We start from the raw sequence: 24,714 nt of genomic DNA, 5'->3' as shown, positions 1-24,714 counted from the left end.
CGACGAGACTTATCGTTACGCCTGGATTGCGTTTAAATCAAGATAAATTCGGATTTATCTATAAAAAACGCCAAATTAACTCCGCGGTCACGTAAATAAAATGGAGCGTAATGGCTCAAGAAATTCTATTCAATTCATAATTATTACAAAACATCCCGCCGAAATGATTTCCTGAATTTTTCAGCGTGAATAATATTTCTTGGCACTCCTATCAATCGAGTGCCACGGGTGCTATTTATGTGTTGCAGCCGCCATATGCGCCGGCAGCAGAAAGACCTCTATGAAATTCCGTTCACTTCACGACCGCGTCGTCATTCGACGTGCGGAAGGCGATGTCAAATCCAAGGGCGGGATCATCATTCCAGACGCCGCCAAGGAAAAGCCGCAGGAAGGCGACGTGGTCGCAGTCGGCCCGGGCCTGCGCGACAATAGCGGCACTCTCAACCCGCTCGACGTCAAGGTCGGTGATCGCATTCTGTTCGGAAAATGGTCGGGGGCAGAGGTCACGATCGAGGGCGAGATCCTTCTGATCATGAAGGAGACCGACATCATGGGCATCGTCGAAAAGATCGGAGTGGCCTCTCAAAAGGCCGCCTGATCGATCGCATTCCGATCCGTATCTCAAGACCGAACTGGACCAATATCATGTCTGCCAAGGAAATCAGATTCTCCACCGATGCGCGCGATCGCCTGTTGCGCGGCGTCGAATTGCTCAACAACGCCGTCAAGGTCACGCTTGGCCCCAAGGGCCGCAACGTCGTCATCGACAAGGCCTATGGCGCACCGCGCATCACCAAGGACGGCGTCACCGTCGCCAAGGAAGTCGAGCTCGCCGACAAGTTCGAGAACATGGGCGCGCAAATGGTGCGCGAGGTGGCGTCGAAGACCAATGATCTTGCCGGCGACGGCACGACGACGGCGACGGTGCTTGCGGCCTCCATCTTTCGTGAAGGCGCAAAGCTCGTCGCTGCCGGCATGAATCCCATGGATCTCAGGCGCGGCATCGATCTCGGCGTCGTTGCGGTGGTCAAGGAGATCCAGGCGCGGGCGAGGAAGGTCAAATCGTCAGGCGAGATCGCCCAGGTCGGCACCATTGCCGCCAATGGCGACGTCAGCGTCGGCGAGATGATCGCCAAGGCGATGGACAAGGTCGGCAATGAGGGCGTCATCACCGTTGAGGAGGCGCGCACCGCCGAGACCGAACTCGACGTCGTCGAGGGCATGCAGTTCGACCGTGGCTACCTCTCACCCTATTTCGTTACCAATGCCGAGAAGATGCGCGTGGAACTGGAGGAACCCTATATCCTCCTGCACGAGAAGAAACTCGGCAGCCTGCAGGCGATGCTGCCAATCCTGGAAGCCGTCGTGCAGACCGGTAAACCGCTTCTGCTCATCTCCGAGGATGTCGAAGGCGAGGCGTTGGCGACGCTGGTCGTCAACAAGCTGCGCGGCGGCCTGAAGGTCGCGGCCGTCAAGGCGCCGGGCTTCGGCGACCGCCGCAAGGCCATGCTGGAAGATATTGCCGTGCTGACATCAGGCCAGATGATTTCCGAGGATCTCGGCATCAAGCTCGAAAACGTCACGCTCGATATGCTCGGCCGCGCCAAGCGCGTGCTGATCGAGAAGGAGAGCACCACGATCATCGACGGTTCCGGCGAGAAAGCCGCCATCCAGGCGCGCATCCAGCAGATCAAGGCGCAGATCGAGGAGACCACCTCCGACTACGACAAGGAAAAGCTGCAGGAACGCCTGGCGAAACTGGCCGGCGGCGTCGCAGTCATCCGTGTCGGCGGTGCGACCGAGACGGAGGTCAAGGAAAAGAAGGACCGCATCGACGACGCGCTGAACGCGACCCGTGCGGCGGTCGAAGAGGGCATCGTGCCGGGCGGCGGCGTGGCACTGTTGCGCGCGAAGTCGGCGCTGACGGGTTTGACCGGCGACAACGCCGACGTGACGGCCGGCATCTCGATCGTGCTCAGGGCGCTTGAAGCCCCGATCCGGCAGATCGCCGACAATGCCGGGTTCGAAGGCTCCATCGTCGTCGGAAAACTCGCCGGCAGCAATGATCACAATCAGGGCTTCGACGCACAGACGGAGACCTATGTTGATATGATCGAGGCCGGCATCGTCGATCCGGCCAAGGTCGTACGCACCGCTCTGCAGGACGCCGGCTCGATTGCGGCGCTTCTGATCACCGCCGAGGTGATGATCGCCGACATTCCCGCAAGAGACTCTGCCCCGGCAGCCGGAAATGGCGGCATGGGCGATATGGGATACTGAGGCCAGCCTGAACCGGTCCGGCGTCGCCGGACGGCGCAACCCGAACAGTAGACAGGGAGAATTCCAATGTCCGTGCAGAGCAGCAGCAAGACATCGATTACCCAGCGTTTCGACAATTACCAGCCATCCAAGACGCTTCTCGTCTGGGCCTGCGTCGTCACGGCGATCGCCACGATGATCATCGGCTTCAGCTGGGGAGGCTGGGTCACAGGCGGCACGTCAAGCAAAGCGGCAGCCGCCGCCGGCGACACCGCACGCGGAGAATTGGCGTCGGCCATTTGCGTCGAGCGCTTCAAGGCGGCGCCGGATGCGAGCGCTAAACTGATCGAGTTCAAAGCGCTTAACGATGGCTACAAGCAGCGTCAGTTTGTCGAGGCGGGCGGCTGGGCAACCATGCCTGGGCAGACCTCGTCCGACAGCCGAAGTGTTCAAGGCTGCGCCACTGCGCTTGCCGTCTGACACCGTTCTTCCAGAGCGCTCCGATATATCTGCGGAGCGCTCCCACTGTTGAAGCAGGAAATGACCCATGATCCGCTTTGAAAAAAAGAGCGACCCGCAGCCAGCCGCAGACGACGCCGGCGGCGAAAGCCTCAAGAAAGTCCCTGAGGCATCAGCCGACGGGCAGAAAAAAGCCGCCAACGACAGCACACGTCGCCGCGCGCCGCAGGCGGCGGAAGATGACGACCGGCTTATCTGAGCATAGCGTCACACCGCGGTTGACGGCCTAGCGATAATCCAGCCAGACCCCGCCGGCGTCGGCGGACCGCACGCAGTTTTCCACCCAGCGCACCCCTTCCAGCCCGGCATCGACATCGGGAAAGACCAGATCCTCAATGCCCGCCGGCGCGAGGCCGCGCGCTCTGTTGATGGCAAAGCCGAAGCGACGGTAGAGGTTCGCCCAGGCTTCGAAAAGGCCTTCCGGATGGCCGCCGCCGATGCGGTCGTCGATCCTGGCCTCGGGATAGAGATAGTCCATGCCGCGCTCGAGAATGCGGGCGGGTTCCCCCTGGATTTCGTAGGAGAGCTGGTTCGGCCGCTCATCCCACCATTCGATGCTGGCCTTCGAGCCGACGATGCGGATGTTCTGGCCGTGCATGGAGCCGGCATTGACGGCGCTCGACCAGATGGTGGCGATCGCGCCATTGTCGTATTCCATCAGGGTCACCGCATTGTCCTCCAGCGGCGCGCGGCTTTTGACGAAGCTCTGGCGGGTGCAGAGGAGGCGGCTGATCTTGAGGTGCGGCAGAATGACCTTGGCAATGTAGAGCGGATGGGTTCCGACGTCGCCGAGGACATAGCTGGGGCCCGCGAATTTCGGATCGACACGCCAGCGCGTCGACGGGTTCTGCTCCTCCACCGCGGCACTGTGGAAGCCGTGCGCAAATTGCAGGTTGACGATGCGGATCTCACCGAGATCGCCATTCCTGACCATGGCGCGCGCCTGCTCGATCATCTGATGGCCGGCATAGCCATAGGTCACGCCGACGATCCGGCCGCGCGCTTTTGAAAGCGCCTTCAACTCCTCGGCTTCGGCGATGGTAAAGCAGAGCGGCTTTTCGCAGATCACATGCAGATCATGTTCGAGAGCTGCCTTGCAGATCGCGAAATGAGTGTTGTTGGGTGTTGCGATCGACACCGCCTCGATACCGTCGGCGCGTGCGGCTTCGGCGGCAAACATCGTCGCATAGTCCGGGTAGCTCCGGGCTGCGTCGAGTCCGAGATCGAGACCGAAGGCGTGACCGCGCTCGGGATCGATATCGAAGGCGCCCGCCGCAAGGGCAAAGACGTCGTCGCGATGCGCCGCCGAGCGATGAATATAGCCGATCTGGCTGCCTTTGCCGCCGCCGACCATGCCCCAGCGGATCGGCTTTCGCCTGTCATTCGTCATAGTGTTTTCCCTAAAAACCAACGGACCTGAGGTAATCGCGGCTTTGCTTCACATCGTCGAGGCTGCCGGCGACATTCCTCGGATCGCGCTCCTGCTCGACGGTGATGAAGCCGTGATAACCGATCTCCTCGAGCGTCCGCTTGACGGCGGGGTAGTCGATGATGCCGCGGCCGATCGGGCACATCACGCCCTGTCCGCAGGCCTCGAAGAAGCGGATCCTTTCACCGAGCACGCGGTCGAAGACGGCCTGGTCGATATCCTTGAAATGGACGTAGTCGAGCCGGTCGGCATAGCGGCGCAGCGTCTCCACCGGGTCCATGCCGGCATAATAAGTATGGCCGGTGTCAAGGCAGAATCCTGCGACTGCCTGCGGAATGTCGTTCGCCACCCGCTCGATCTCGTCGGCGAATTCGATATAACCGCCCGCATGCGGATGGATGACGGCGCGAACGCCGTATTTGCGCTGAGCAAGTTCGGCGATCGCCGTGATATTGGCGATCATCCCGGCCCAGGCCTTGTCGTCGAGGCGCGGCGCACGATCGGAATGGCCGGCGGCATAGTCTCGCTCGTCATGGCCCCAGTCCATGACCGTGAGATAGGGCGTCCTGAACCGCTGGCCCGCCACCTGTTCCGGCTGCGGCAGCCGGGTGATCACGGCGCAGATTTCGTCGGTCTGCCGCAGCAATGTCTCCCGATTGTCGGCGGAGACCAGATCGTCGAAGATCGTGCCGGCGACGATGAACAGATTGCGTTCGGCAAGCGCCTTGGCGACCAGCGCATCATCGAGCGGCACGTAGCCGTAGGGCCCGAGCTCAAGGCCGCCATAGCCGGCGGCGGCGGCCTCGTCGAAGACGCGCTCCCAGGCGGGAAGGTTTGGATTGTTGACGTCATCAACGCCCCAGCAGCAGGGGGCCGTCGTAATCGTGATGGTCACGGTTCTGTTCCTGATAGTGGTGATGCCGAGGGTCAGCCGCGTTTCCCGGGCCAGTATTTGTCGACATATTTCTGGATTTCGGCGCGCATGAAGCGGCCGGATTCATCGGCGCGGTCTTCCCAGCCGAAGACGCAGGCGGTGATGATGCCGTCGAAGCCGACAGCGGCGAGCGAGGAGAAGAACACATCCCAGTTGATCTCGCCCTGGTACATATCCATGTGCTGATGGATCGTGACCTTGGCGCCCGGCGGGTTGATGATGTAGCGCAGCCCTGACGACGCCTTGTGATTATAGGTATCGGCCACATGCACATGGGCGATCAGCGGGCCGGCATCGCGGATCATCCGCGCCATGTCGTCACCGAAATAGAAAGTATGCGGCGCGCAATAGAGGAACTTGACGTTCTTCGAGCCGATGGTCTTCAGCATGTCGATCGCCGGATGCAGCGTTTCGCACCAGTCTTCCGGATGCGGCTCCATGTTGAGCGTGACACCCTCGCGCTCGAACACCGGAACGAGCTCTTCCATCGAGCGCCACCAGGCTGCCTCGCTGTGCTCGTGGGTGTGCATGCCGCCGCAGCAGTTGGAGCGGTGGCTGCGATCCGGTGACGGGCCGCGGCCGAATTCCGAGTTCATCGTATCGCAGCCCATTTCGGCCGCGATTTCGATCGCTTCCTTCCAGTAGCGCACCGCCGCCTGCCGCTCATCCTCATGCGGGCTCGCCCAACGATACATCGGCAGCAGCGAGGCGAGCTGGACGCCATGATCCTTCAGCGCAGCCTTGAATTCCGCGATGCGTTCCTTGTGTGCCCGCGGGCGCACCCACCAGGGCAGAAAATCGTCACGCGGCGAAAGCTCGATATGCTCATAGCCGAGCTCCGCCGCCTTGCGGCAGAGGTCGTTGAGGTTGAGGTGACGGTGCATATGCGGGTCGAGTGCGATCTTCATCTGGTTCCTCCGTCATCCCCAGCCATCGCCGGCGGACGCTCCTTGATCTCGTTTCATGCTTCCGGTGCTCCTCCCGGATTGCCGCCACGATACTGCCGCGGCGCCTCGATATTCCAATGCTTCGATGATCAAATTTGATCATTGACCGTGCGAAGCGCGGATGCTCTGCTGTGTCAGCTTTGGGAGTGAATAAGCCTGTGACGAAGGTGACTTTGAAGGATGTGGCCCGGGAAGCCGGCGTCGGCACCGCGACGGTGGAGCGCGTCCTCAATAATCGCGGCGGCGTTCGGCCGGAGACGGTGGAGAAGGTGTTTCTAGCGGCAAGACGGCTTGAATACCGGCAAAGCCTGCCGGTCGCCCATCGCGGCCTGATCCGGATCGAGGTGATCCTGGTTCGCCCGGAGACCAGCTTCTATTCGCGCCTGAACCGGGCGTTCGAGCGCATCGCCGCCTCGCTCGACGACAGCATCGTCGTTCACCGCACCTTCGTGCGCGAGAACGAGCCGGCGCAATTTGCCCGCTATATCGCCAACCCGACGGCCCGCCGGTCGGCGCTGATCGTGGTCGCGCCCGACCATGCCGATGTCGTCACCAGCGTGCGGAAGGCGGCCGGTCTCGGCATTCCCGTCGTCCAGATCATGACCCGTCCGGCCCCCGAACTGCCCTATGTCGGTATCGACAATTACGCCGCCGGCCGCACCGCCGCCCATTACATGTCGGGCATGCTGGCGCAGCGCCCCGGCTCCTTCGTCGCTCTCTGCCATAGCGGCGCCTATGAGAACCATAAGGAGCGGATCCGTGGCTTCTCCGCCTATCTCTCGGACCATGCTTCAAACGAGCATCGTTTCATCGAAGTCATGTTCGATCTCGACGACGAGCACAATGCCATCGAACTGCTGCAAGCGGCGTTGAGGCGGGAGCCCGGCATCATCGGCGTCTATAGCGCCGGCGGCGACAACAAGGGCGTTGCCAGGGTGCTCGCGGCCAACAAGGCCGGGCGGCCCTTCTGGGTCGGCCACGAATTGACCGGGCAGACGCAGGACTATCTCCGCCGTGGTATCATGTCGATCGTGCTCGATCAGGCGCCGGAGGTCCAGGCGAGGCGTTCGATAGACCTTGCCCTGAACAGGCTTGGTCTCATCGAGGTGGAAGTCAGCGCCGAGCCAGTGCGCTTCCTCACGATCACGCGGGAAAATCTTTGAGGTGGATGTAATCGGCGTTTTGGGGCGCCGGCGCGCCCCTATTGCAACTGAGGCTTCTTGAGAAAACTGTTGCGGTCGGCGGACTTGATGCGCAGCCAGGCTTCCCGGCCGTTCCTGAGGACCCGCATGGGGATCTCGGCGCCGGCGGGACCGCTGCTCCATAGCTTGCGGTAGAAATCGGCCAGGCCGTCGACCTCCTCGTCGCGGATCTCCGAGATGATATCGCCCTGCCGCAGGCCCGCCTGGGCGGCCGGACCGCCTTCGGCCACGCTCATCACCACCACGCCGCCATTGCTCTCGGCGGAGAAGGCACCGAGCCAGGGCCGCGGTGGCTTGTTGACCTGGCCCCGGTTCAACAGATCGTCGAGGATCGGCGGTAAAAGGTCGATCGGCACGACCATGTTGATATCGGCGACCTCGTCGCCCTGGCTCATCTGCAGGCGAAGCGAACCGATGCCGAGAAGTTTGCCGTCCGAACCGATCAATGCGGCACCGCCCCACGAGGGATGGGCCGGTGCCGTGAAAATCGCCTCGTCCAGCAGATATTCCCAGTAGCCGGCAAATTCCTGCCGGGCGACGATGTTTGCCTGGACGAATTCTCCGATCCCATCGGCGAGCACGACAGAATCGCCGGGCTTGGCCGTGGCCGCGTCGCCGAGATCCACCGCCGGCGCATTCAGCGGGCCAAGCGCCTGCACCAGGGCGAAGCCGCTCTCCTGATCGTAGGCAAGCGCATGCGCGGGAACGACGCGCCCGTCATGGGTCGTGAGCCATACTTCTTCAGCCTCGGTGATGAGATAACCGATGGTCAGCACCAGCCCGTTGTCGCGAATGACCACGCCGCTGCCCTCCCGGACAGTGCCCAGCGTCTGCGCTGTGAAGGCATCTTCCGGAATGGAGGAACGGACGGCCACGACTGACCGCAGAATCGGATCGATATTCATGCTTTTATCCCGATGGGCGCCGGAGCATTCTTCCTTGAATAGGTAAGAGAATGAACGGCGGGTGCAAGGCCGTATCGGACGGAATTTCGGCAGGCCAACGCTGATGCCTGCACCAATCAAGGTTTCACTGAGCGCCGAGACTATCTCGCATGGCCCCGGGCGGTTGAGCGCGACCATATTGCCGCGGCGAGCATCCCATCACTCTCTTGAAAGCAGTGCTGAATGCGCTTTCGGATTCATAGCCGAGCGACAGGGCGACACCGGCGATTGCTTCAGCCGAGTTCGTCAATCGGTCACCTGCGAGAAGCATGCGCCAGCGCGTCAAATAATCCATCGGGGCAAGCCCGACCTTTTCCTTGAAGTGAAGAGCAAAACTCGACCGGGACATCGAGGCCCGTTCAGCCAGCGACTGCAAGGTCCACTTGCGGGCCGGATCGGCGTGCACCGCACGGATAGCCGCACCGATCCGCCGGTCGGCAAGCGCGAAAAGCCAGCCGACGCCGCGCGCATTCGGCGATGCGATATGGAGGCGCAATACCTGCATGAGCATGACATGAGCAAAATGCTCCGCCATCAGAAAGCCACCCGGCTGCTGGTCACGCAATTCGCGCGTCATCCGATCGAGACACCAGCGCAGCACGGCGGCGTGATCGGAATCCTTCTTCACATGGACGATCGGCGGCAGGATTCCGAGAAGGATGTCCGAATTTCCCCCCGAAAAGGAAAAACGGCTGCCGATCAGGAAGAAATCGCCGCCGCCGCCGCAAGTTGCAATCCCATCGCGGGCGATCGAATAGATCGCGTCGGACGGGATCGCTTCGAGAGTCGGATCGCTGGCGAGACGAAAGGCTCGGCGGCTCGTCAGCAGAAAGCAGTCGCTTTCCTCGAGGCGGACAGCTTCGGGGACGCCATCGACGCTCAGCCAGCACGCGCCTGACATCACCGCGTTGAACTTGATGCCATCAGGGGGCGGAAAATCGATCGCCCACGCACCGCCAGCGTCAAGCCCAGCGGAAACATAGCTGCGCGGTTTGAGCAGTGCGAGAACATCGGATAATGGGTCCATAAGAAATCCGGACGATGGCGAAGAGATGACGGACTTTAGCGCATAGATCGTCTGGAGGCCACGCCTTATTCTCGCGGTCGTCGTGCCGAGCGACGGCAACACGGAACAAGGGTAGTTATCATGAATGACAAACAAGTCCCCATCGGCTCCGGATTTGGAGCCTACACGACTGCCGACGAGGTTCTGGCCGGTCTCGATCTTTCCGGCAAGCGCGCCATCGTCACCGGTGGCCATTCCGGCCTCGGGCTCGAGGCCACACGGGCTCTGGCGGGCGCGGGCGCTAAGGTGATCATCGGCGCAAGGAGCATCGAGGCGGCGCGCAGCGCGGTCGCCGGCATCGATGGCGTAGAGATTGATCGGATCGACCTTTCCGACCTCGAAAGCGTTCGCGTCTTTGCCGAGCGGTTCGTCGCGTCTGGCCGCAGCATCGATATGGTGATCAACAGCGCCGGCATCATGGCCTGCCCGGAAACGCGCGTCGGCGACGGATGGGAGGCACAGTTCGCGACCAACCATCTCGGCCATTTTGCCTTGGTCAATCGCCTTTGGCCGGCAATCTCGCGCGGCGCTCGCATCGTTTCGGTTTCCTCCGGTGGCCATCGCAACTCCGCCATACGATGGGAGGATATGCAATTCGAGACCGGTTACGACAAATGGCGGGCCTACGGCCAGTCGAAGACTGCCAACGCACTTTTCGCCGTGCATCTGGACAGGCTCGGGCGCGACAGCGGCATCCGCGCCTTCTCGCTGCACCCGGGCAAGATTTTTACCCCCTTGCAGCGCCACCTCGCAAAGGAGGAAATGGTCAGTGCCGGCTGGATCGATGCGGACGGCAATCCGATGGATCCGACGTTCAAGACGCCATCCCAGGGGGCCGCCACGCAGGTCTGGGCGGCGACCTCGCCGCAACTCGACGGTATGGGAGGCCTCTATTGCGAGGACTGCGATATCGCCATCCGCGCAACGGATGGAGAACCCGGCGGTGTCAGCGACCATGCAGCCGATGCCGAGGAGGCAGCGCGCCTATGGATCCTGTCGGCAAGGTTGACCGGCATTGACGCTTTCGCGGCGGCCTGAAGCCATAGCTCGCGGCAAACCCTCGTCAATGCGTGCTGAGACGCTGCCGATTGTCTTGCCGTCCTCGTGGCTCACCCGGGACTACTCGGGTGAAAGCCCGATCAACTCGATCCGCAGCGCCTCGCCGGGGCGGATGTTGCCGGAAAAGAGATCCCGCGGTGGATGACGGCTGACGTGCCAGATTGTATTTGCGCAAATAGCAGTCAAATCCGGCGACAATCCGTCATTAAAACGTATCAAGGAGTGCGCAAAAGCTGCGCCATACCGGCCAGCGTCGCTTCCCCAACTTGGCGCGCGACATTTTTCGTGACAGCGGCATTGTGCAACAATATACCGTCAATCTCATCAGGAATCAGACTGACACGGATCACGACATGAAAGACTGGCATCCCGATCTCAGCCGCAGCAGCAGTCCTCGTTATATGGCGATCGCCGACGTGATCGAAATGGATTTGCGCAGCGGGCATCTGGTGGTTGGGGACCGGCTGCCGCCGCAACGTGAACTCGCCAAGCGGCTGAATGTCGATTTCACGACGGTAGCCAGAGGTTATGTCGAGGCGCAGAAGCGCGGGCTGGTGGATTCGCATGTCGGCCGCGGCACCTTCGTCACCGGTGGCGCCGACAAGGAGCGCCAGGGTTTTGCGCCCGACGCCGCGCCCGATCCCCGCCGCGCCTCCGTCGTCGATTTCTCGATGAACATGCCGCCGGAGCCGGATGACCCGGAACTGATTGCCCGCATGCGCGAGGGCATGTCGGCAGTAGTGGCGAGCCTCATTCCGCTGCTGCGCTATCAGGGTTTCGGCGGCTCCAGCATGGACAAGGAGGCTGCAGCCTCCTGGCTCAGCCGTCGCGGGCTGGTGCCGTCGCAGGAGCGGATCTTCGTCACGCCAGGCGCCCATCCGGCCCTGCTGGCGATTTTTGGTCTGCTGGCAAAACCCGGCGAAACCGTGCTTTCGGAAGTCATCACCTATCCCGGCATGCGCTCGATCGCCGCCCAGCTGCGGCTCAATCTGACCGGCCTGCCGATGGACGAGGACGGTATCCTGCCCGACGCCTTTGCCGAGGCCTGCGAGAGATTGAAGCCGAAGGCGCTTTATCTCAATCCGACGCTGCAGAACCCGACGACGCTGACCATCCCGGTCAGGCGGCGCGAGGAAATCTGCGCCGTTGCCCGCAAATATCACGTGCCGATTGTCGAAGACGATGCCTACGGCTTCATTCCGCAGCAAGGTCCGGCGCCGCTCGCGGCAACAGCGCCTGATCTGACCTGGCATATTGGCGGACTGGCAAAATGCATCGGTGCGGGCCTGCGCCTTGCCTATGTCGTGGCGCCCGACAGCAAGGCCGTATGGCCCTTCGTCAGCGCCATGCGCGCCAACAACGTCATGGCCTCGCCGCTGACCGTGGCGCTCGCCACCCGCTGGATCGAGGATGGCACCGCCGATACGATCCTGCGCTTCATCCGTGCCGAGGCCGCCGCCCGCCAGCAGATGGTCGCCACCATCCTGCCTGCCGGCAGCTACCGCGCCGATCCGATCAGTTTCAACATCTGGCTGCCGCTTTCCAACGGCTGGACCCGCTCCACCTTCGGCAGCCATACCCGCTCCTCCGGCATCGGCGTCGTAGCAAGCGATGCCTTCACGGTGGAGGGCACGGCGCCCGAGGCGGTGCGCGTCTGCCTCGGCGGACCGATCACCCGGGAGAAGTTGCAGGGCGCGCTGGAATTCATGGCCCATGCGCTGGAAGGCCCGCCCGAGATGGCGGCCTCGTTCTTCTGACGTTCAAGCGTTGCGGCTGAACCTACCGGGCGCATCCGAAAGCCGGAAGGGTCACCCATCAAATCCGCCGCGACTCGAACCGTTCGGGATGGCCGAATGCGGCCGCCGCATTCGGTGCGCTCCCGTTATGGCGCCGCTTTGATCTCCATTTTCATGTTTGCCGTTGATCAGCCCCGGCCAGTCGGCAGGAAACCTGCGGCATTCTGACGAGTTGACTGGTAATGCATTTGCAATGTAACTATATTGAATGCATTCAATGTGCGGAATTGATGGAATCAATGTTCCGCGCCAGATAGGACGAGGTCATCATGGACACCGAATATCCGCCACTTCCTCCGATACAGACCGGCATCAGGGGACGCTGCCCGCGTTGCGGCGAGGGGCATATGTTCAAGGGCTTTCTGACGCTGCAGCCGCAATGCGAGGTCTGCGGCCTCGATTATTCCTTTGCCGATCCGGCTGACGGCCCGGCCTTCTTCGTCATCTGCTTCGCCTGCATTCCGAGCGTGCTGCTTGGCGTCTGGCTGGAGGTGGCCTTTTCGGCGCCGATCTGGGTGCAGCTTCTGGTCACCGGCCCCTTCATGCTCGCCACCTGCATTCCGCCGCTGCGGCCACTGAAGGGCTGGCTGGTCGCCAGCCAGTATTTCTACAAGGCGGAGGAGGGCAAGCTCGCCTGAGACTTGTTCAGCGTCGCGCGCAGCCGCGGCGTTGCGAAATCGAGCAGCGCCCGCAATTTCAGCGGCACCAGCCCCTGTGCGGGATAGACGAGATGCACCGGCGCCGGCGGCGGTTCGAAATCCTGGAGCAGCGGCACCAGCAGGCCGGCCATTTCGGCGCGTGCGGCCTGGTAAGAGAGCACGCGGGTGATGCCGAGACCGGCGACGGCCGCATCGACCGCGGCTTCGGCGGTGTTGACGGCAAGCCGCGAATGGATCGGCACGGTGAGATCGCGTTTCCCTTCAGTGAAGGTCCAGCTCAGCGCCGAGGCCATGCCCTCGAAGGTGACGCAGTCATGCGCGGCGAGATCGCCAGGATGCCGGGGCAGGGCGTGCCGCAAGAGATAATCGGGGCTGGCATAGACCGTGCGGCGGATCGCGCCGAGCCTTGTGGCGATCAGGTTGCTGTCCGGCAGGTTGCCGATCCGGAGCGCCACGTCGATATGATCCTCGACGAGGTTCGACAGCCTGTCGCCGAGCATCAGCTGCAGATTGATATCGGGATAGGCTTTCAGGAAATCCACCACGACGGGCAGGACATGCAGCCGCCCGAAGACGATCGGCGCGGTCATCGTCAACTCGCCTTTCGGCGCACTGTATTCGCCGGCAGCAGTCCGTTCCGCTTCTTCCACCCGGTCGAGAATTTCCCGCGCCGCCTCGACATAGGAGCGGCCCGCTTCTGTCAGCGTGATCTTCCGGTTGCTTCTCTGCAGTAGCTGGGCGTTGAGATGGGCTTCCAGGTCCGAAACCTTGCGACTGACGGTTGCGAGCGGGGATCGCAGATGCCGTGAGGCGGCCGACAGGCTGCCCTGTTCGACAACGGCGAGAAGCACGGTCATGGCGTCGAGGCGGTCCATCCTATCCTTCCATGAATTGGGAGTATGCCTTCCAGATTAGCATTCTACTGTAGTCAGATGGAAGGCAGTAAATTGGCAGCAGATGGTTTCGAAACGGCCATCGCAATCGCGTCCCGTCGATCAGGAAGACCAAAGGAACCATCATGAAACTCTACCATCACCCGCTTTCCGGCCATTCGCACCGGGTCCATTTGTTCCTGTCGCTGCTTGGCGTACCCTATGAACTGGTCGAGGTCGACATGGCGGCGGGCGCCCACAAGGCGCCGGGCTTCCTGAAGCTCAATCCCTTTGGCCAGGTGCCGGTCCTTGACGACAATGGCACGGTCATTGCCGATTCCTCTGCCATTCTCGTCTATCTCGCACGCAAATACGGCCGCACTGACTGGCTGCCGGAAGAGGCGGTGGCCGCGGCGCGGATACAGAAATGGCTCTCGGTTGCGGCAGGCGAGATCGCCTACGGGCCATGTGCTGCACGCCTGGTCACCGTCTTCGGCGCCGACTTCCGCACCGACGAGGTGATCGCCCGGGCGCATCGCATTCTGGCGCTGATCGAGGCGGAACTCGACGGCCGCAATTTCCTGCTCGGCGGCAATCCCGTGATCGCGGACATCGCGCTCTACAGCTACATTGCCAATGCGCCGGAGGGCAATGTCGATATCTCGGCCTATCCAAACGTCCGTGCCTGGCTTGCGCGCATCGAGGCGCTGCCGGGCTTCGTCGGCTTTCGCAAGACCAAGATCGGCCTTGCCGCATAAGATCCTCCGGGGCGGATCACCGTCCCGGTTTCCCGAACCATGCCCGCAAGGAGACCCGTGATGCTGGAGCAGACAAGACAGGACGCGCCGTCACCCTGGCATGAAGGTGAACTCGCCATGCAGCGCAGCGTCGGCGTCGTCGAGCGCATGGACGGGCCGGGACGCAATTTCCTCCGCAAGGCCATGCCGGAGCAGCACCGCGCCTTCTTTCCGATGCTGCCCTTTATCGTGCTCGGCGCGGTCGATGCCAAGGGCGAGGTCTGGGCGACGGTGCGGGCCGGCCACCCGGGTTTCTTGGTCTCGCCGGAGCCGGAGATCCTTGATGTCAGCCTGGCGCGCGACCCGGCCGATCCTGCCGACGCCGGCATGGAGGATGGCGATGCGATCGCGATGCTCGGTATCCAGCTCGAGACCCGGCGGCGCAATCGGCTGAACGGTGTGATCCGCAGGGCGGATGCCGGAGCTTTCCACGTGCGCGTCGGCCAGAGTTTCGGCAATTGCCCGCAATATATCCAGCCTCGCTCTTCCGCCTTTGTCCGCGATCCCGATCTGGCCACAGCGATACCGCCGCTTCATTCCGGCCAGCTCGACGATCGGGCGCGGCGGATGGTCGAGGGAGCCGATACGTTCTTTGTCGCCTCCTATGTCGATCGCAACAATGGTGAACGGCAGGTGGACGTGTCGCATCGCGGCGGCTACGCCGGCTTTATCGATGTCGGCGCCGATGGCGTGCTGACCATTCCCGATTTTCCCGGCAATCGGTTCTTCAACACGCTCGGCAATTTCCTCGTCAATCCGAAGGCGGGGTTGGCCTTCGTCGATTTCGCAACCGGCGACATGCTGCAGATGACGGGAAGAGCCGAGGTGCTGCTGGAGTCCCCTGAGATTACCGCCTTTCCACGGGCGGAACGGCTGTGGCGTTTCACCCCCGAAGCGGTCGTGTTCCGCCCGGATTCCCTGCCGCTGCGCTGGAGCCTGCCTCGCGACCTATGAGGGGAAACACCGTTTCGCCCCACCTTGCCAATCATTGTACCGATCGGTACAATGAAACCATTCAGTACCGGAGAGCTCCTTGTCCAGGAGAACCCCTTGTCCAGGAGAACCTATGTCCAGCCTCGTCCCGCCCTTCACCCTTGAGACCGCCACCCAGAAAGTCCGTCTCGCCGAGGACGGCTGGAACAGCCGTGATCCCGAGCGCGTCTCGCTTGTCTACACGCCGGACAGCCGCTGGCGGAACCGCGCCGAGTTCATCACCGGCCGCGCCGAGATCGTCGCCTTCCTCACCCGCAAATGGGCAAAGGAGCTGGATTACCGGCTGATCAAGGAGATATGGGCCTTCACCGATCATCGCATCGCCGTGCGCTTTGCCTATGAATGGCATGACGACAGCGGCAACTGGTTCCGCTCCTATGGCAACGAGAACTGGGAGTTCGACGCCGCCGGCCTGATGCAGCGCCGCTTCGCCTGCATCAACGATCTGCCGATCCGGGAATCGGAACGCAAATATCATTGGCCGCTCGGCCGACGGCCGGACGACCATCCGGGCCTGAGCGAACTCGGTCTCTAGAGCGAACCAGGAAAGCCCGCCGGTGAAGACCCTCTACGAACGCGCCGACATCGTACCGCTGCTCGCCGAAATCTTCCGCGAGTTCGGCTATGAGGGCACGTCGCTCAGCCGCATCACCGAACGCACCGGCATCGGCAAGGGAAGCCTTTATCACTTCTTTCCCGGCGGCAAGGAGGAGATGGCGGGCGCCGTGCTCACCGAGGTCGATGCCTGGTTCGAACATGCGATCTATCGGCCGCTGAGGAAGGACGACGCCCATCAGGCGATCGCGGCGATGTGGGCGAATGTGAACGATTATTTCCGCTCCGGCCGCCGCATCTGCCTCGTCGGCGCCTTTGCGCTTGATGAGACCCGGGAACGGTTTTCAGCAGCGATCGGCAACTATTTCATCCGCTGGGTCGGCGCCTTGCGCTCGGCGCTGATGCGGGCTGGCTGTCCGGAGGAGGAGGCGTTGGCGCTCGCCGAGGAGGCCGTCGCGGGCATTCAAGGCGCGCTGGTGCTGTCGCGCGCGCTTGATGATACAGCAGTTTTCACCCGATCGCTGGAAACGCTGGCGAAACGGCTTGATGCTGTGCTGTGATGAGTCAGGCCATCGGGACGTTATGGCAACTGTGAAAATTCGCCCGGCCACGATTGACTGGCCGGGGCATTGATCGGGCGCGGGTGGCGCTCGAGCTTACATCGGTATCGCTTTGCGTATATCAGCGTTGTTGTTGAGGCTGTTGGGCCGGGCGCGTATTTTCCCGTTCAGGGCGAATCTGGCGCCATTCGTTTTCCATCTGGTCGACAACGTGCTGGGGAATGGTGGTCGGGGCATTGGCGGGCATCTGCATCGGAAGTCTCCTCTTTTCGTGGTAAGGCTTCAGGGCAAGAAGATGCATTGCACAAGACAAAAGGTGTGTAAATCAGTGGCTTAAACACTTTAAACGATTAAATAGATTTTAATCGATTAAGACGGTTTTAACCATGAAATTTATGGGAAGCGCGGAATGGTTGTCCACATGGATCGGGCCTTCTTTTTCGATACTGTGCGGCGCGAACTCTTCAAGGGAGAGCTGACGCAGCCTCAGGTAGTGGGCATCACGGCGATTCTCGACGCCTGGGAAAGGCGGTTTGCCGATGCCGACTGGCGCTGGCTTGCCTATATCCTCGCAACCGCTTACCACGAGACCGCCTACACGATGCAGCCGGTCCGGGAGACGCTGGCCGAAAGCGATGGGCGCGCGGTCGAAATCCTGGAGACGGCCTTTGCCGCCGGCCGGCTTTCCTGGGTAAAGACGCCCTATTGGCGGCCGGATGAGGGTGGCCGCAGCTGGCTTGGTCGCGGCCTGGTGCAACTCACCCATAAGCGGAATTATCAGGCGATGAGCGTGCTGACCGGTATCGACCTCGTTGCCGATCCCGACCGCGCGATGGAGATGGACGCGGCAGTGACGATCCTGATCGAAGGCATGCTGCAGGGCAGTTTTACCGGCCACAAGCTTGCCGATCACCTGAACGCGACGACCGCTGACTGGGTGAATGCGCGCCGCATCGTCAATGGTACCGACCGGGCGGAAAAGCTCGCAGCCTATGCCATGGCCTTCGATGCGGCGATACGTCCCGATGCTGCGCATGGCATGCGCGCGCGGTTGAAGGCCTGGGGCGCGCGTGTTATCGCCCGGCTGAGATCTGGAGCGCCGCGCGTCTGATAGGATGCGCCAAGGTCGCTGCATCATTTTGACAAATCTGACAGGAGCTTGCGCGTGATCCGCCATATCGTCTTCTTCACCGTGCAGGAGGAACATCTGCAGGAGGTGAGGGCCGGGCTTTCCATACTGACCGGCATTCCGCATGCGCGGCTTTTGGAAATCGGCACCAATGTGAAGACCGATCAACTGGGCACCGAGATCGATCTCGTGGTCTACGGCGAATTCGACGACGAGGCGGCCCTTGCCGCCTACAAGGCCCATCCCGATTATCAGCTCTCGATCGATCGCGTGCGGCCGCTCCGGGAAAAGCGCATTGCCGCCGACTACGAGAGCCGCACGGCGGTGACGCGGCCGCTCTGATTTCCCCAGGCAGCCGGCGGCCGAGCCACATTTCGTTGAAATTTCAAGTGGATGAGAAGCCATCCGGATTCGCATCGCCCTGAATCTGAATCAACTTCTGAGCCACCGGATTCAATTTTCGAAAAGGCGACGGCAACCGATTCAAAAGATTCGCCAAAAGCGGCGGCCGGTTCATCGCCAGATCGCTGCAGCGGTCGCGTTGGGTGGACGCAAAGGTGCTCTCGTCCCGATGTCGATGATAATCAAGACAGATTAAGAATGGCTGATTTTACGGGCTGGGCTCTCACGGAGCGACCGGACTTGGCTGCGATGCGTGGGCGCCGCGCACCAGCCCCATCAGCATCAATATGAAGGCCAGTGACAATGCCGCGAGAGCGGCGCAGGCAAAAAGTGCCGGGCCGGTGCCGGCGCGGTCGAGGATGGCGGTGAAGACGACGGGAGCGATGGCATTGGCGAGGTTTTGCGGCAGCGGCAGCCGGGCCGATTGCAGGCCATATTCGCCCGGCGAGAACAGCGCCAGCGGTAGAAGCGCGCGGGCGACGGTCATGACGCCGGCGCCGAAGCCGTAGAGCAGCACGAAGGTGATGAGCAGCGGCGCCGACGGACTGGCGACCAGCATCGTCAGGAAACTGATCAGCATCAGCCCGATGCCCATGACAGCGCTGAGCATGGGATTGCCGCGCCGGCCGAGCAGCATGTCGAGGAAACGCGCCGAGATGCCGAGAACGCCGCGCGCTGAGCCGAGTTGTAGCGCGAAGGCCGGTGAGGCGCCGGACTGGCGGAAGATTTCGAGCAGCGATGGCGAGATGCCGAAGGTGATGAAGGTCGTGATCGTCGTCGCCGCGGCAATCAGCAGGAAGGCCTTGCGCCGCGCCGCCTTGGTGAGCGGTACCGGAGCGATTCCGGCCGTGCTGCCTTCGGCTTGCGCTACGATCGGTTTCGGCAGGGCGAAAAGATGCAGCGGCAGGCAGACGAAGAATTGCAGCGCCGCGCAGACGAGAAAGGTGAGCCGCCAGCCGACCGCCTCGTTGAGCAGGCTGAGGATCGGCCAGAAGATGGCGCTCGATAGTCCGGTGAACAGCATCAGGATGGCGATGACGCGTTTGCCGTTTACCCCTTCGCGCTCGACGACGGCGGTATAGGCCGGCGCCGACAGGCCGAACGCGCCGCCGATGCCGATGACGACCCAGGCGCAGGCATAGAGCACGATGCCGTTTGCGGCGGCAAGCAGCAGCAGGCCAAGCGCAAAGGTCAGCGAGGCGGCCGAAAGCACGCGGGCGGCGCCGTAGCGCCCGAGCCAGCGGCCGGTCACGGGGCCGGCAATGGCGCTGACCATCATCATGATCGTCAGGCCGGCAAACGCCACCTCGTTCGGCAGGCCGAGAGCAGGCGCCACGACGCGGCCCATGACACCCAGCATGTCGAATGTTGTGCCCCAGCCGATCAGCTGGGTAACGGCAAGCACGGTGACCGTCTGCGCCGAGCGGAAGCGGGAGGATTTTGGCATTGGTGCTGAGCGGCCTGAAATGGGGAGCAGCAAGGACATAACAGTTTCAACCAGTCGGCGAAAGCGGCGATCGGCATTCCGCCGCGCCATCTGCGCTTTCCCCGATCGGACGAAAAGATGAAATGATGACATGAATGACACGAAACATCGGTACAATTTCAGGACGACCCGATGCGGGCTGAAGCGCGCGGACATCGGCCGGTCTATCCCGGCTGCCGTCGGCCGGAATCGGAACGGCGTGGCCGATTCGCAGACAATGGCCGTGGGGTGGGGCCTGCCGGCTCCACGCCTTAGCGGGAGGTGATGAAGAATGCGTGGATACCAAGGCCGGAGGGCATCATTTTCAAGCGCCGGGCAAGGCCGTCGGAGCTTGCCGCGGCGGTGGTTTCCAGGCGCTGAAACCGGCTGTCCCGAACAGTCGAGAACAGTTCTAAACGCCCTGCATTACAGCGCATTCATTTGCCATTCAGGTCGCGTGAGTACATATTCGGGACAAGTTGGCATTACCTTGAAAGCATAACACATGGCCTTTCCTCTGAGCGTCGCAGCATTGGCCGCCGGACTGGTGGTATCGGCGCCCTCATCGGACGCCACGAGCACCCTTGTCCTGCGCGTGGCAGGCGATTGCAGCGCCGCCGCAGCCCAGGTCGTCGAGCAGACGGGCGGCCAGCTCCTGTCCGTGCAACCGGTGGGCGATACCTGCATCATCACCGTTCTTGTGCAGGGCAATGGGCAGCGTCCACGCAAAGTGACGGTAAAGGTTCCGATGTAAGCGGAATCGGCTTATTCAGGACATTGATGATTTCAAGCGGACGAAGGCGGACCGATGCGCATCCTGGTAGTCGAAGACGACGTTAATCTGAACCGGCAGCTGGCCGACACGCTGAAGGAGGCGGGCTATGTCGTCGACCAGGCGTTCGACGGCGAGGAGGGCCATTTCCTCGGCGACACCGAACCCTATGACGCCATCATCCTTGATATCGGCCTGCCGGAGATGGACGGGGTCACCGTTCTGGAAAAATGGCGCGGCGCCGGCCGCGGCGTGCCGGTGCTGATCCTGACGGCGCGCGACCGCTGGAGCGACAAGGTCGCCGGCATCGACGCCGGCGCCGACGACTACGTCACCAAGCCCTTCCATGTCGAGGAAGTGCTGGCCCGCATTCGGGCGCTGATCCGGCGTGCGGCCGGGCATTCCTCATCCGAGATCATCTGCGGCCCGGTGCGGCTCGATACCAAATCCTCGAAGGCGACGGTCAACGGCACGACGCTGAAGCTGACCTCGCACGAATATCGCCTGCTCGCCTATCTCATGCATCACATGGGCGAGGTCGTCTCGCGCACCGAGCTGGTCGAGCACATGTACGACCAGGATTTCGACCGCGATTCCAACACGATCGAAGTCTTCGTCGGCCGCCTGCGCAAGAAAATGGGCGTCGACCTGATCGAAACGGTGCGCGGTCTCGGCTACCGCATCCAAGCGCCGAAACATGCGAATTAAGTCGCTCACCGCACGTGTGTTGCTGCTGACCACGGTCTGGTCGACGGTGGCGCTCGTCGTGATCGGCCTGTTGATCTCCACCCTTTACCGCAAGAGCGCCGAACGCGGTTTTCAGGATCTGTTGCGGGCGCAGCTTTATAACGTCATCAATTCGGTGACGATTGGCGATCAGGGCGCGCTCAGCGGCAGCCCGCAGCTCGGCGATTTGCGTTTTGCCCAGCCGAAGACCGGCTGGTACTGGGTGGTGGAACCGCTTGGCACCTATACCACAGCACCGCTGGTGTCGCCGTCACTCGGCTCTGCGCTCATTCCGGTTCCCTCGGTGGTCGAAGCGCCCTTCGACAAGAATTACGAGCGCTACTACCAGGTGACGGATGCCTCCGGAAACCGCGTGCAGGTGGCCGAAACCGAAGTCGTGCTCGATACCGACGGGCGCGCAGCCCGCGTCCGCGTCACCGGCAATGTCGATGTCGTCGAGGACGACGTGCGCACCTTTTCCCATAGCCTCTATTTGGCGCTTGCCGGTTTCGGCGTCGGCAGCCTGATCGTCAACGCGCTGGCGATTCTCTACGGCCTGAAGCCGCTCGACAAGGCACGCGCCGCATTGGAGCGCATCCGTGCCGGCGAGAGCGAGCAGCTGAAAGGCGACTTCCCGCGCGAGATCCTGCCGCTCGCCAACGAGGTGAATGCGCTGATCGACAGCAACCGCCGCATCGTCGAGCGGGCCCGCATGCAGGTCGGCAATCTCGCCCATTCGCTGAAGACGCCGATCGCCGTGCTCTTGAACGAGGCGCGTGTCTTGGAAAAATCCCATGGCGAGCTGGTGCGCAGCCAGGCGGAATCGATGCAGGGGCAGGTGCAGTCCTATCTCAATCGGGCCCGCATCGCCGCGCAACGAGAATCCGTGCTCGCCCGCACCGATGCCGAGCCGGCGCTGGAGCGGCTGCTGCGCGTTATGCGCCGGCTGAACGTCGATACCGAATTCGATCTCGTCGTCTCGCCGCCGCATCTGGCCGTCGCCATGGAGCAGCAGGATCTCGAGGAGACGGTCGGCAATCTCCTGGAGAATGCGGCGCGTTTTGCCAAAAGCAGGGTGCGGCTTTCGGCCGTCGAGGCCGGCGACGACGTCAAGGGAGCGGAGGCCAGCGCACGCCGCCACTGGGTGGAGCTCGCCGTCGAGGATGACGGGCCGGGCCTGGAGCCGGACCAGATCCGCGAGGCGCTGAAGCGCGGCCGCAGGCTCGACGAGAGCAAGCCCGGAACCGGGCTCGGGCTTTCGATCGTCACCGAGATTTCCAGCGAGTATCAGGGACGGCTCGAGCTTTCCCGCGGCGAATGGGGTGGGTTGAAGGCGAAGCTTATCCTGCCCGGCATCACAAAGGATGTTGCATGAGCAACTACTTGATGTCACAAAGATACTGGCAAATGTATAGCATGCTTTGCCTTAATGCTGACACGGGGACGCTGCACTTCGATCGGCTGAAATTGACCCCTGATCGTGGTTCGACGCAATGATTTTACGCTCGCAAGGCATGATCGTTTCCGCTCTTCTCGTCGCCGTCGCGCTGTCCGGCTGCACGACGACGAAGAGCGCTGCTTCGCGCGGCATTTTTTCAGGCAAACCCCCGGCATCGGCCACCTTCATCACCGCGCTGCAGGGCGGCATCGTCGGCCGCAGCGGGGTGAACTTGAACGATAGCGACAAGCAGCGGGCGCTCGAGGCGGAATATCGGGCGCTGGAAGGCGCCGCCGTCGGCCAACCGGTGCTGTGGACAGGCAAGGATGTCACCGGCAAGGTCGTCGCGGCCGCACCCTATCAGGTCGGTTCGCAGAACTGCCGGCAATATACCCATACGCTGACCGTCGACGGCAAGGACACCGTGGCGCGAGGCGCTGCCTGCCGCAACGAGGACGGCAGCTGGTCGCCGCTCTGAATTGCGGCTTATAGCCTCAAATCTTCGTCATTCCGGCTTTGGCAGTTGGAATGAAGGCGCGCTTCACGTATTTGGGCCGGTATGCTGTTCTGGATTCTCGTTGCCGTTTTGACGGCAGTCGTCGCCGTCATCCTGCTCTACCCCCTTCTGCGCGGAGCGAAGGCGGCGGAAAATATCCGTGCGGGCGAGGCGGCAGTCTATCGCGACCAGCTGCGTGAACTCGACCGCGACCTCAGTGGCGGGCTGATCACCCCGGAGGAGGCAGACTACGCCAGGGCGGAAATCGGCCGCCGGCTGATCGCCGTCTCTGCCGACGAACCGGTTGAGACGCCGAAACCCGCACGGCATCACCGTTTCACCGAGGCCTGCGTCCTCCTGGTTCTGCCGGTTCTCGGGCTCTGTCTTTACTTGGCGACGGGCAGGCCGGACCTGCCCTCGCAGCCGCTGGAAGCGCGGCTGGAAAACCCCGGCAACGATGTGGCGGTGCTGATCACCAAGGCCGAACGGCACCTGGCCGAGAAGCCCGATGACGGCAAGGGCTGGGACGTGCTGGCGCCGATCTATTTCCGCACGATGCGCGTCAACGATGCGCAAGTGGCCTACCGCAATGCCATCCGGCTTCTCGGCCCGAGCCCGGTCCGGCTCGACGGCCTTGCCGAGACGCTGATGGCGGTCTCCGACGGCGTGGTGACGGAGGAGGCGCGCCAGGTGCTGGAACAGTCGCTGACGCTGGAGCCTGACAATCCGCGCGCCCGCTTCTACATCGCTCTCAGCAGCGAGCAGGCGGGACGGCCCGATGAGGCGCGCCAGGCCTTCGAGGCGCTGGCGAAGCAATCGCCGCCCGATGCGCCCTGGCTGCCGCTGGTCAACCAACACATCGCCAAGAACGGCGGCGCGCCGGTAGCTGTTAATCCGGGCGCCAATGCGGCTGCCCCGGGCGCCGATCCGGCTGCCCCGGGCGCCGGTTCGGCTGCCCCGGGCAATCCCACGCAGCAAGATGTGGCGGCCGCCGAGACCATGAACGCCGGCGACCGGCAGCAGATGATCCGCGGCATGGTCGAAAGCCTCGATGCCAAGCTCAGCGAGGATCCGAACAATTTCGAGGGATGGATGCGGCTCGTCCGCTCTTACGCCGTATTGAACGATAGGGATCGTGCTGCCGGCGCCCTGAAGCGCGGGCTTGCAGCCTTTCCGCCGGCCGGAGAGCAAGGCCGACAACTGCTGGCGCTTGCCCGGGAACTCGGCATAGCAACGGAAGGAATGGCGCAATGACGCGCAAGCAGAAGCGCCTTGCGGTGATCGCCGGCGGCATGGGCTTCATCGCCGCCGCCGTGCTGCTGGTGATGTTCGCCTTCAGCCAGTCGGTCGCCTATTTCTACATGCCGGCCGATCTGGCGAAGACGCCGGTGGCGCCGGAAACCCGCATCCGGCTCGGCGGCCTGGTCGGCGAGGGCAGCGTCGTGCGCGGCACCGGCTCGACGGTGGAATTTGCCGTCACCGACGCCAGCGCCAATGCCGTCAAGGTGAGATATACCGGCATCCTTCCCGATCTCTTCCGCGAGGGCCAGGGCGTCGTCACCGAAGGCATGTTTACGCCGGGAACGAATGTCTTCGTCGCCGACACCGTGCTGGCCAAGCATGACGAGACCTATATGCCGAAGGATGTGGCCGACCGGCTCAAATCCCAGGGGCTGTGGAAGGAAGGGCAAGGCG

The 24,714-nt window shown here is 62.7% G+C and carries 28 protein-coding genes; 20 read left to right on the top strand and 8 right to left on the bottom strand.

Features of this window, described 5'->3' with window-relative positions; genetic code table 11:
• Positions 1-280: 280 nt before the first annotated feature.
• From EEQ99_RS10535 to EEQ99_RS34540, 4 genes are all read left to right on the top strand, one after another.
• A complete protein-coding gene (locus EEQ99_RS10535) occupies positions 281-598 on the top strand; it encodes a co-chaperone GroES (RefSeq protein ID WP_127430380.1) in 318 nt (105 codons plus the stop codon).
• 47 nt (positions 599-645) lie between these two features.
• A complete protein-coding gene (gene groL, locus EEQ99_RS10530) occupies positions 646-2,280 on the top strand; it encodes a chaperonin GroEL (RefSeq protein ID WP_097542689.1) in 1,635 nt (544 codons plus the stop codon).
• 66 nt (positions 2,281-2,346) lie between these two features.
• Positions 2,347-2,739, top strand: a complete 393-nt coding sequence (locus tag EEQ99_RS10525; protein ID WP_047614341.1) for a hypothetical protein — start codon at positions 2,347-2,349, stop codon at positions 2,737-2,739.
• A gap of 67 nt (positions 2,740-2,806) precedes the next feature.
• Positions 2,807-2,977 (top strand): hypothetical protein, encoded by a 171-nt coding sequence (locus EEQ99_RS34540; RefSeq protein ID WP_164735918.1) that lies wholly within the window; start codon positions 2,807-2,809, stop codon positions 2,975-2,977.
• 27 nt (positions 2,978-3,004) lie between these two features.
• Here the strand turns inward: EEQ99_RS34540 and EEQ99_RS10520 are convergent, their stop codons facing one another.
• The 3 genes from EEQ99_RS10520 to EEQ99_RS10510 are packed head-to-tail and all read right to left on the bottom strand — an operon-like array spanning position 3,005 to position 6,049.
• Complete coding sequence (locus EEQ99_RS10520) at positions 3,005-4,168, bottom strand: Gfo/Idh/MocA family protein (protein WP_127430379.1); 1,164 nt, start codon at positions 4,166-4,168, stop codon at positions 3,005-3,007.
• A 10-nt stretch (positions 4,169-4,178) separates the two neighbouring features.
• Positions 4,179-5,102, bottom strand: coding sequence for a TIM barrel protein (locus tag EEQ99_RS10515; RefSeq protein WP_127430378.1), 924 nt, complete (start codon positions 5,100-5,102; stop codon positions 4,179-4,181).
• A gap of 32 nt (positions 5,103-5,134) precedes the next feature.
• Complete coding sequence (locus tag EEQ99_RS10510) at positions 5,135-6,049, bottom strand: sugar phosphate isomerase/epimerase family protein (protein ID WP_047614347.1); 915 nt, start codon at positions 6,047-6,049, stop codon at positions 5,135-5,137.
• A gap of 197 nt (positions 6,050-6,246) precedes the next feature.
• Between EEQ99_RS10510 and EEQ99_RS10505 the strand changes: the two genes are divergently transcribed.
• Positions 6,247-7,251: a LacI family DNA-binding transcriptional regulator gene (locus EEQ99_RS10505; RefSeq protein ID WP_097595718.1), complete on the top strand. Its 1,005-nt coding sequence runs from the start codon at positions 6,247-6,249 to the stop codon at positions 7,249-7,251.
• A gap of 38 nt (positions 7,252-7,289) precedes the next feature.
• Here the strand turns inward: EEQ99_RS10505 and EEQ99_RS10500 are convergent, their stop codons facing one another.
• Together EEQ99_RS10500 and EEQ99_RS10495 are read right to left on the bottom strand one after the other, a co-directional pair.
• Entirely contained in the window at positions 7,290-8,195 is a 906-nt protein-coding gene (locus tag EEQ99_RS10500) for a S1C family serine protease (protein WP_127430377.1), read from the bottom strand.
• A 124-nt stretch (positions 8,196-8,319) separates the two neighbouring features.
• Entirely contained in the window at positions 8,320-9,261 is a 942-nt protein-coding gene (locus EEQ99_RS10495) for an AraC family transcriptional regulator (protein WP_127430376.1), read from the bottom strand.
• 120 nt (positions 9,262-9,381) lie between these two features.
• On the opposite strand from EEQ99_RS10495, the gene EEQ99_RS10490 reads away from it, so the two are divergent.
• The 3 genes from EEQ99_RS10490 (at position 9,382) to EEQ99_RS10480 (ending at position 12,793) form a co-directional block, all read left to right on the top strand.
• The gene (locus EEQ99_RS10490; RefSeq protein WP_097623204.1) at positions 9,382-10,338 is read left to right on the top strand and encodes an SDR family NAD(P)-dependent oxidoreductase; all 957 of its coding nucleotides are present in this window, start codon (positions 9,382-9,384) and stop codon (positions 10,336-10,338) included.
• A gap of 374 nt (positions 10,339-10,712) precedes the next feature.
• Positions 10,713-12,116, top strand: a complete 1,404-nt coding sequence (locus tag EEQ99_RS10485) for an aminotransferase-like domain-containing protein (RefSeq protein ID WP_127430375.1) — start codon at positions 10,713-10,715, stop codon at positions 12,114-12,116.
• A 308-nt stretch (positions 12,117-12,424) separates the two neighbouring features.
• A complete protein-coding gene (locus tag EEQ99_RS10480; RefSeq protein ID WP_025554894.1) occupies positions 12,425-12,793 on the top strand; it encodes a DUF983 domain-containing protein in 369 nt (122 codons plus the stop codon).
• Here EEQ99_RS10480 and EEQ99_RS10475 read toward each other — a convergent pair.
• Entirely contained in the window at positions 12,763-13,689 is a 927-nt protein-coding gene (locus EEQ99_RS10475) for a LysR substrate-binding domain-containing protein (RefSeq protein WP_025554896.1), read from the bottom strand. The genes EEQ99_RS10480 and EEQ99_RS10475 overlap by 31 nt on opposite strands.
• A gap of 143 nt (positions 13,690-13,832) precedes the next feature.
• Between EEQ99_RS10475 and EEQ99_RS10470 the strand changes: the two genes are divergently transcribed.
• The 4 genes from EEQ99_RS10470 to EEQ99_RS10455 all read left to right on the top strand — a co-directional run bounded on the left by EEQ99_RS10470 (position 13,833) and on the right by EEQ99_RS10455 (position 16,591).
• A complete protein-coding gene (locus tag EEQ99_RS10470; protein ID WP_025554897.1) occupies positions 13,833-14,444 on the top strand; it encodes a glutathione S-transferase family protein in 612 nt (203 codons plus the stop codon).
• Between the two features lie 60 nt (positions 14,445-14,504).
• Positions 14,505-15,437, top strand: coding sequence for a pyridoxamine 5'-phosphate oxidase family protein (locus EEQ99_RS10465; RefSeq protein WP_127430374.1), 933 nt, complete (start codon positions 14,505-14,507; stop codon positions 15,435-15,437).
• A 112-nt stretch (positions 15,438-15,549) separates the two neighbouring features.
• Positions 15,550-16,011: a nuclear transport factor 2 family protein gene (locus tag EEQ99_RS10460; RefSeq protein WP_025554821.1), complete on the top strand. Its 462-nt coding sequence runs from the start codon at positions 15,550-15,552 to the stop codon at positions 16,009-16,011.
• Positions 16,012-16,033: 22 nt separating this feature from the next.
• Complete coding sequence (locus tag EEQ99_RS10455) at positions 16,034-16,591, top strand: TetR/AcrR family transcriptional regulator (RefSeq protein WP_127430373.1); 558 nt, start codon at positions 16,034-16,036, stop codon at positions 16,589-16,591.
• A 121-nt stretch (positions 16,592-16,712) separates the two neighbouring features.
• On the opposite strand, the gene EEQ99_RS35365 is transcribed toward EEQ99_RS10455, so the two are convergent.
• Complete coding sequence (locus EEQ99_RS35365) at positions 16,713-16,844, bottom strand: hypothetical protein (RefSeq protein WP_280178068.1); 132 nt, start codon at positions 16,842-16,844, stop codon at positions 16,713-16,715.
• Between the two features lie 156 nt (positions 16,845-17,000).
• Between EEQ99_RS35365 and EEQ99_RS10450 the strand changes: the two genes are divergently transcribed.
• Positions 17,001-17,702 carry a hypothetical protein gene (locus tag EEQ99_RS10450; protein WP_127430372.1) on the top strand — a complete coding sequence of 234 codons (702 nt, stop codon included), beginning with the start codon at positions 17,001-17,003 and terminating at the stop codon, positions 17,700-17,702.
• Between the two features lie 54 nt (positions 17,703-17,756).
• Positions 17,757-18,062 carry a Dabb family protein gene (locus tag EEQ99_RS10445; RefSeq protein WP_127430371.1) on the top strand — a complete coding sequence of 102 codons (306 nt, stop codon included), beginning with the start codon at positions 17,757-17,759 and terminating at the stop codon, positions 18,060-18,062.
• Between the two features lie 283 nt (positions 18,063-18,345).
• On the opposite strand, the gene EEQ99_RS10440 is transcribed toward EEQ99_RS10445, so the two are convergent.
• The gene (locus EEQ99_RS10440) at positions 18,346-19,569 is read right to left on the bottom strand and encodes an MFS transporter (RefSeq protein WP_127430370.1); all 1,224 of its coding nucleotides are present in this window, start codon (positions 19,567-19,569) and stop codon (positions 18,346-18,348) included.
• Between the two features lie 523 nt (positions 19,570-20,092).
• Between EEQ99_RS10440 and EEQ99_RS10435 the strand changes: the two genes are divergently transcribed.
• The 6 genes from EEQ99_RS10435 to ccmE form a co-directional block, all read left to right on the top strand.
• Positions 20,093-20,341 (top strand): hypothetical protein, encoded by a 249-nt coding sequence (locus EEQ99_RS10435; RefSeq protein ID WP_025554677.1) that lies wholly within the window; start codon positions 20,093-20,095, stop codon positions 20,339-20,341.
• Positions 20,342-20,395: 54 nt separating this feature from the next.
• A complete protein-coding gene (locus EEQ99_RS10430; RefSeq protein WP_018241306.1) occupies positions 20,396-21,067 on the top strand; it encodes a response regulator transcription factor in 672 nt (223 codons plus the stop codon).
• Positions 21,057-22,460, top strand: a complete 1,404-nt coding sequence (locus tag EEQ99_RS10425) for a sensor histidine kinase (protein ID WP_127430369.1) — start codon at positions 21,057-21,059, stop codon at positions 22,458-22,460. The genes EEQ99_RS10430 and EEQ99_RS10425 overlap by 11 nt, the downstream gene beginning before the upstream one ends.
• Positions 22,461-22,578: 118 nt before the next feature.
• Positions 22,579-23,001 (top strand): membrane protein, encoded by a 423-nt coding sequence (locus EEQ99_RS10420; protein WP_025554682.1) that lies wholly within the window; start codon positions 22,579-22,581, stop codon positions 22,999-23,001.
• An 81-nt stretch (positions 23,002-23,082) separates the two neighbouring features.
• Entirely contained in the window at positions 23,083-24,273 is a 1,191-nt protein-coding gene (ccmI, locus tag EEQ99_RS10415; RefSeq protein WP_127430368.1) for a c-type cytochrome biogenesis protein CcmI, read from the top strand.
• Positions 24,270-24,714 (top strand): cytochrome c maturation protein CcmE (ccmE, locus tag EEQ99_RS10410; protein ID WP_127430367.1); only part of this gene is annotated, 445 nt, incomplete at its 3' end. The genes ccmI and ccmE, both read left to right, overlap by 4 nt.

Origin of the sequence: Rhizobium anhuiense (genome assembly GCF_003985145.1) — a bacterium.
In the GTDB taxonomy this organism is placed as follows: domain Bacteria; phylum Pseudomonadota; class Alphaproteobacteria; order Rhizobiales; family Rhizobiaceae; genus Rhizobium; species Rhizobium anhuiense.
Note: the sequence above shows the minus strand (reverse complement) of the source record. Positions and strands in the feature narration are given on the sequence as shown.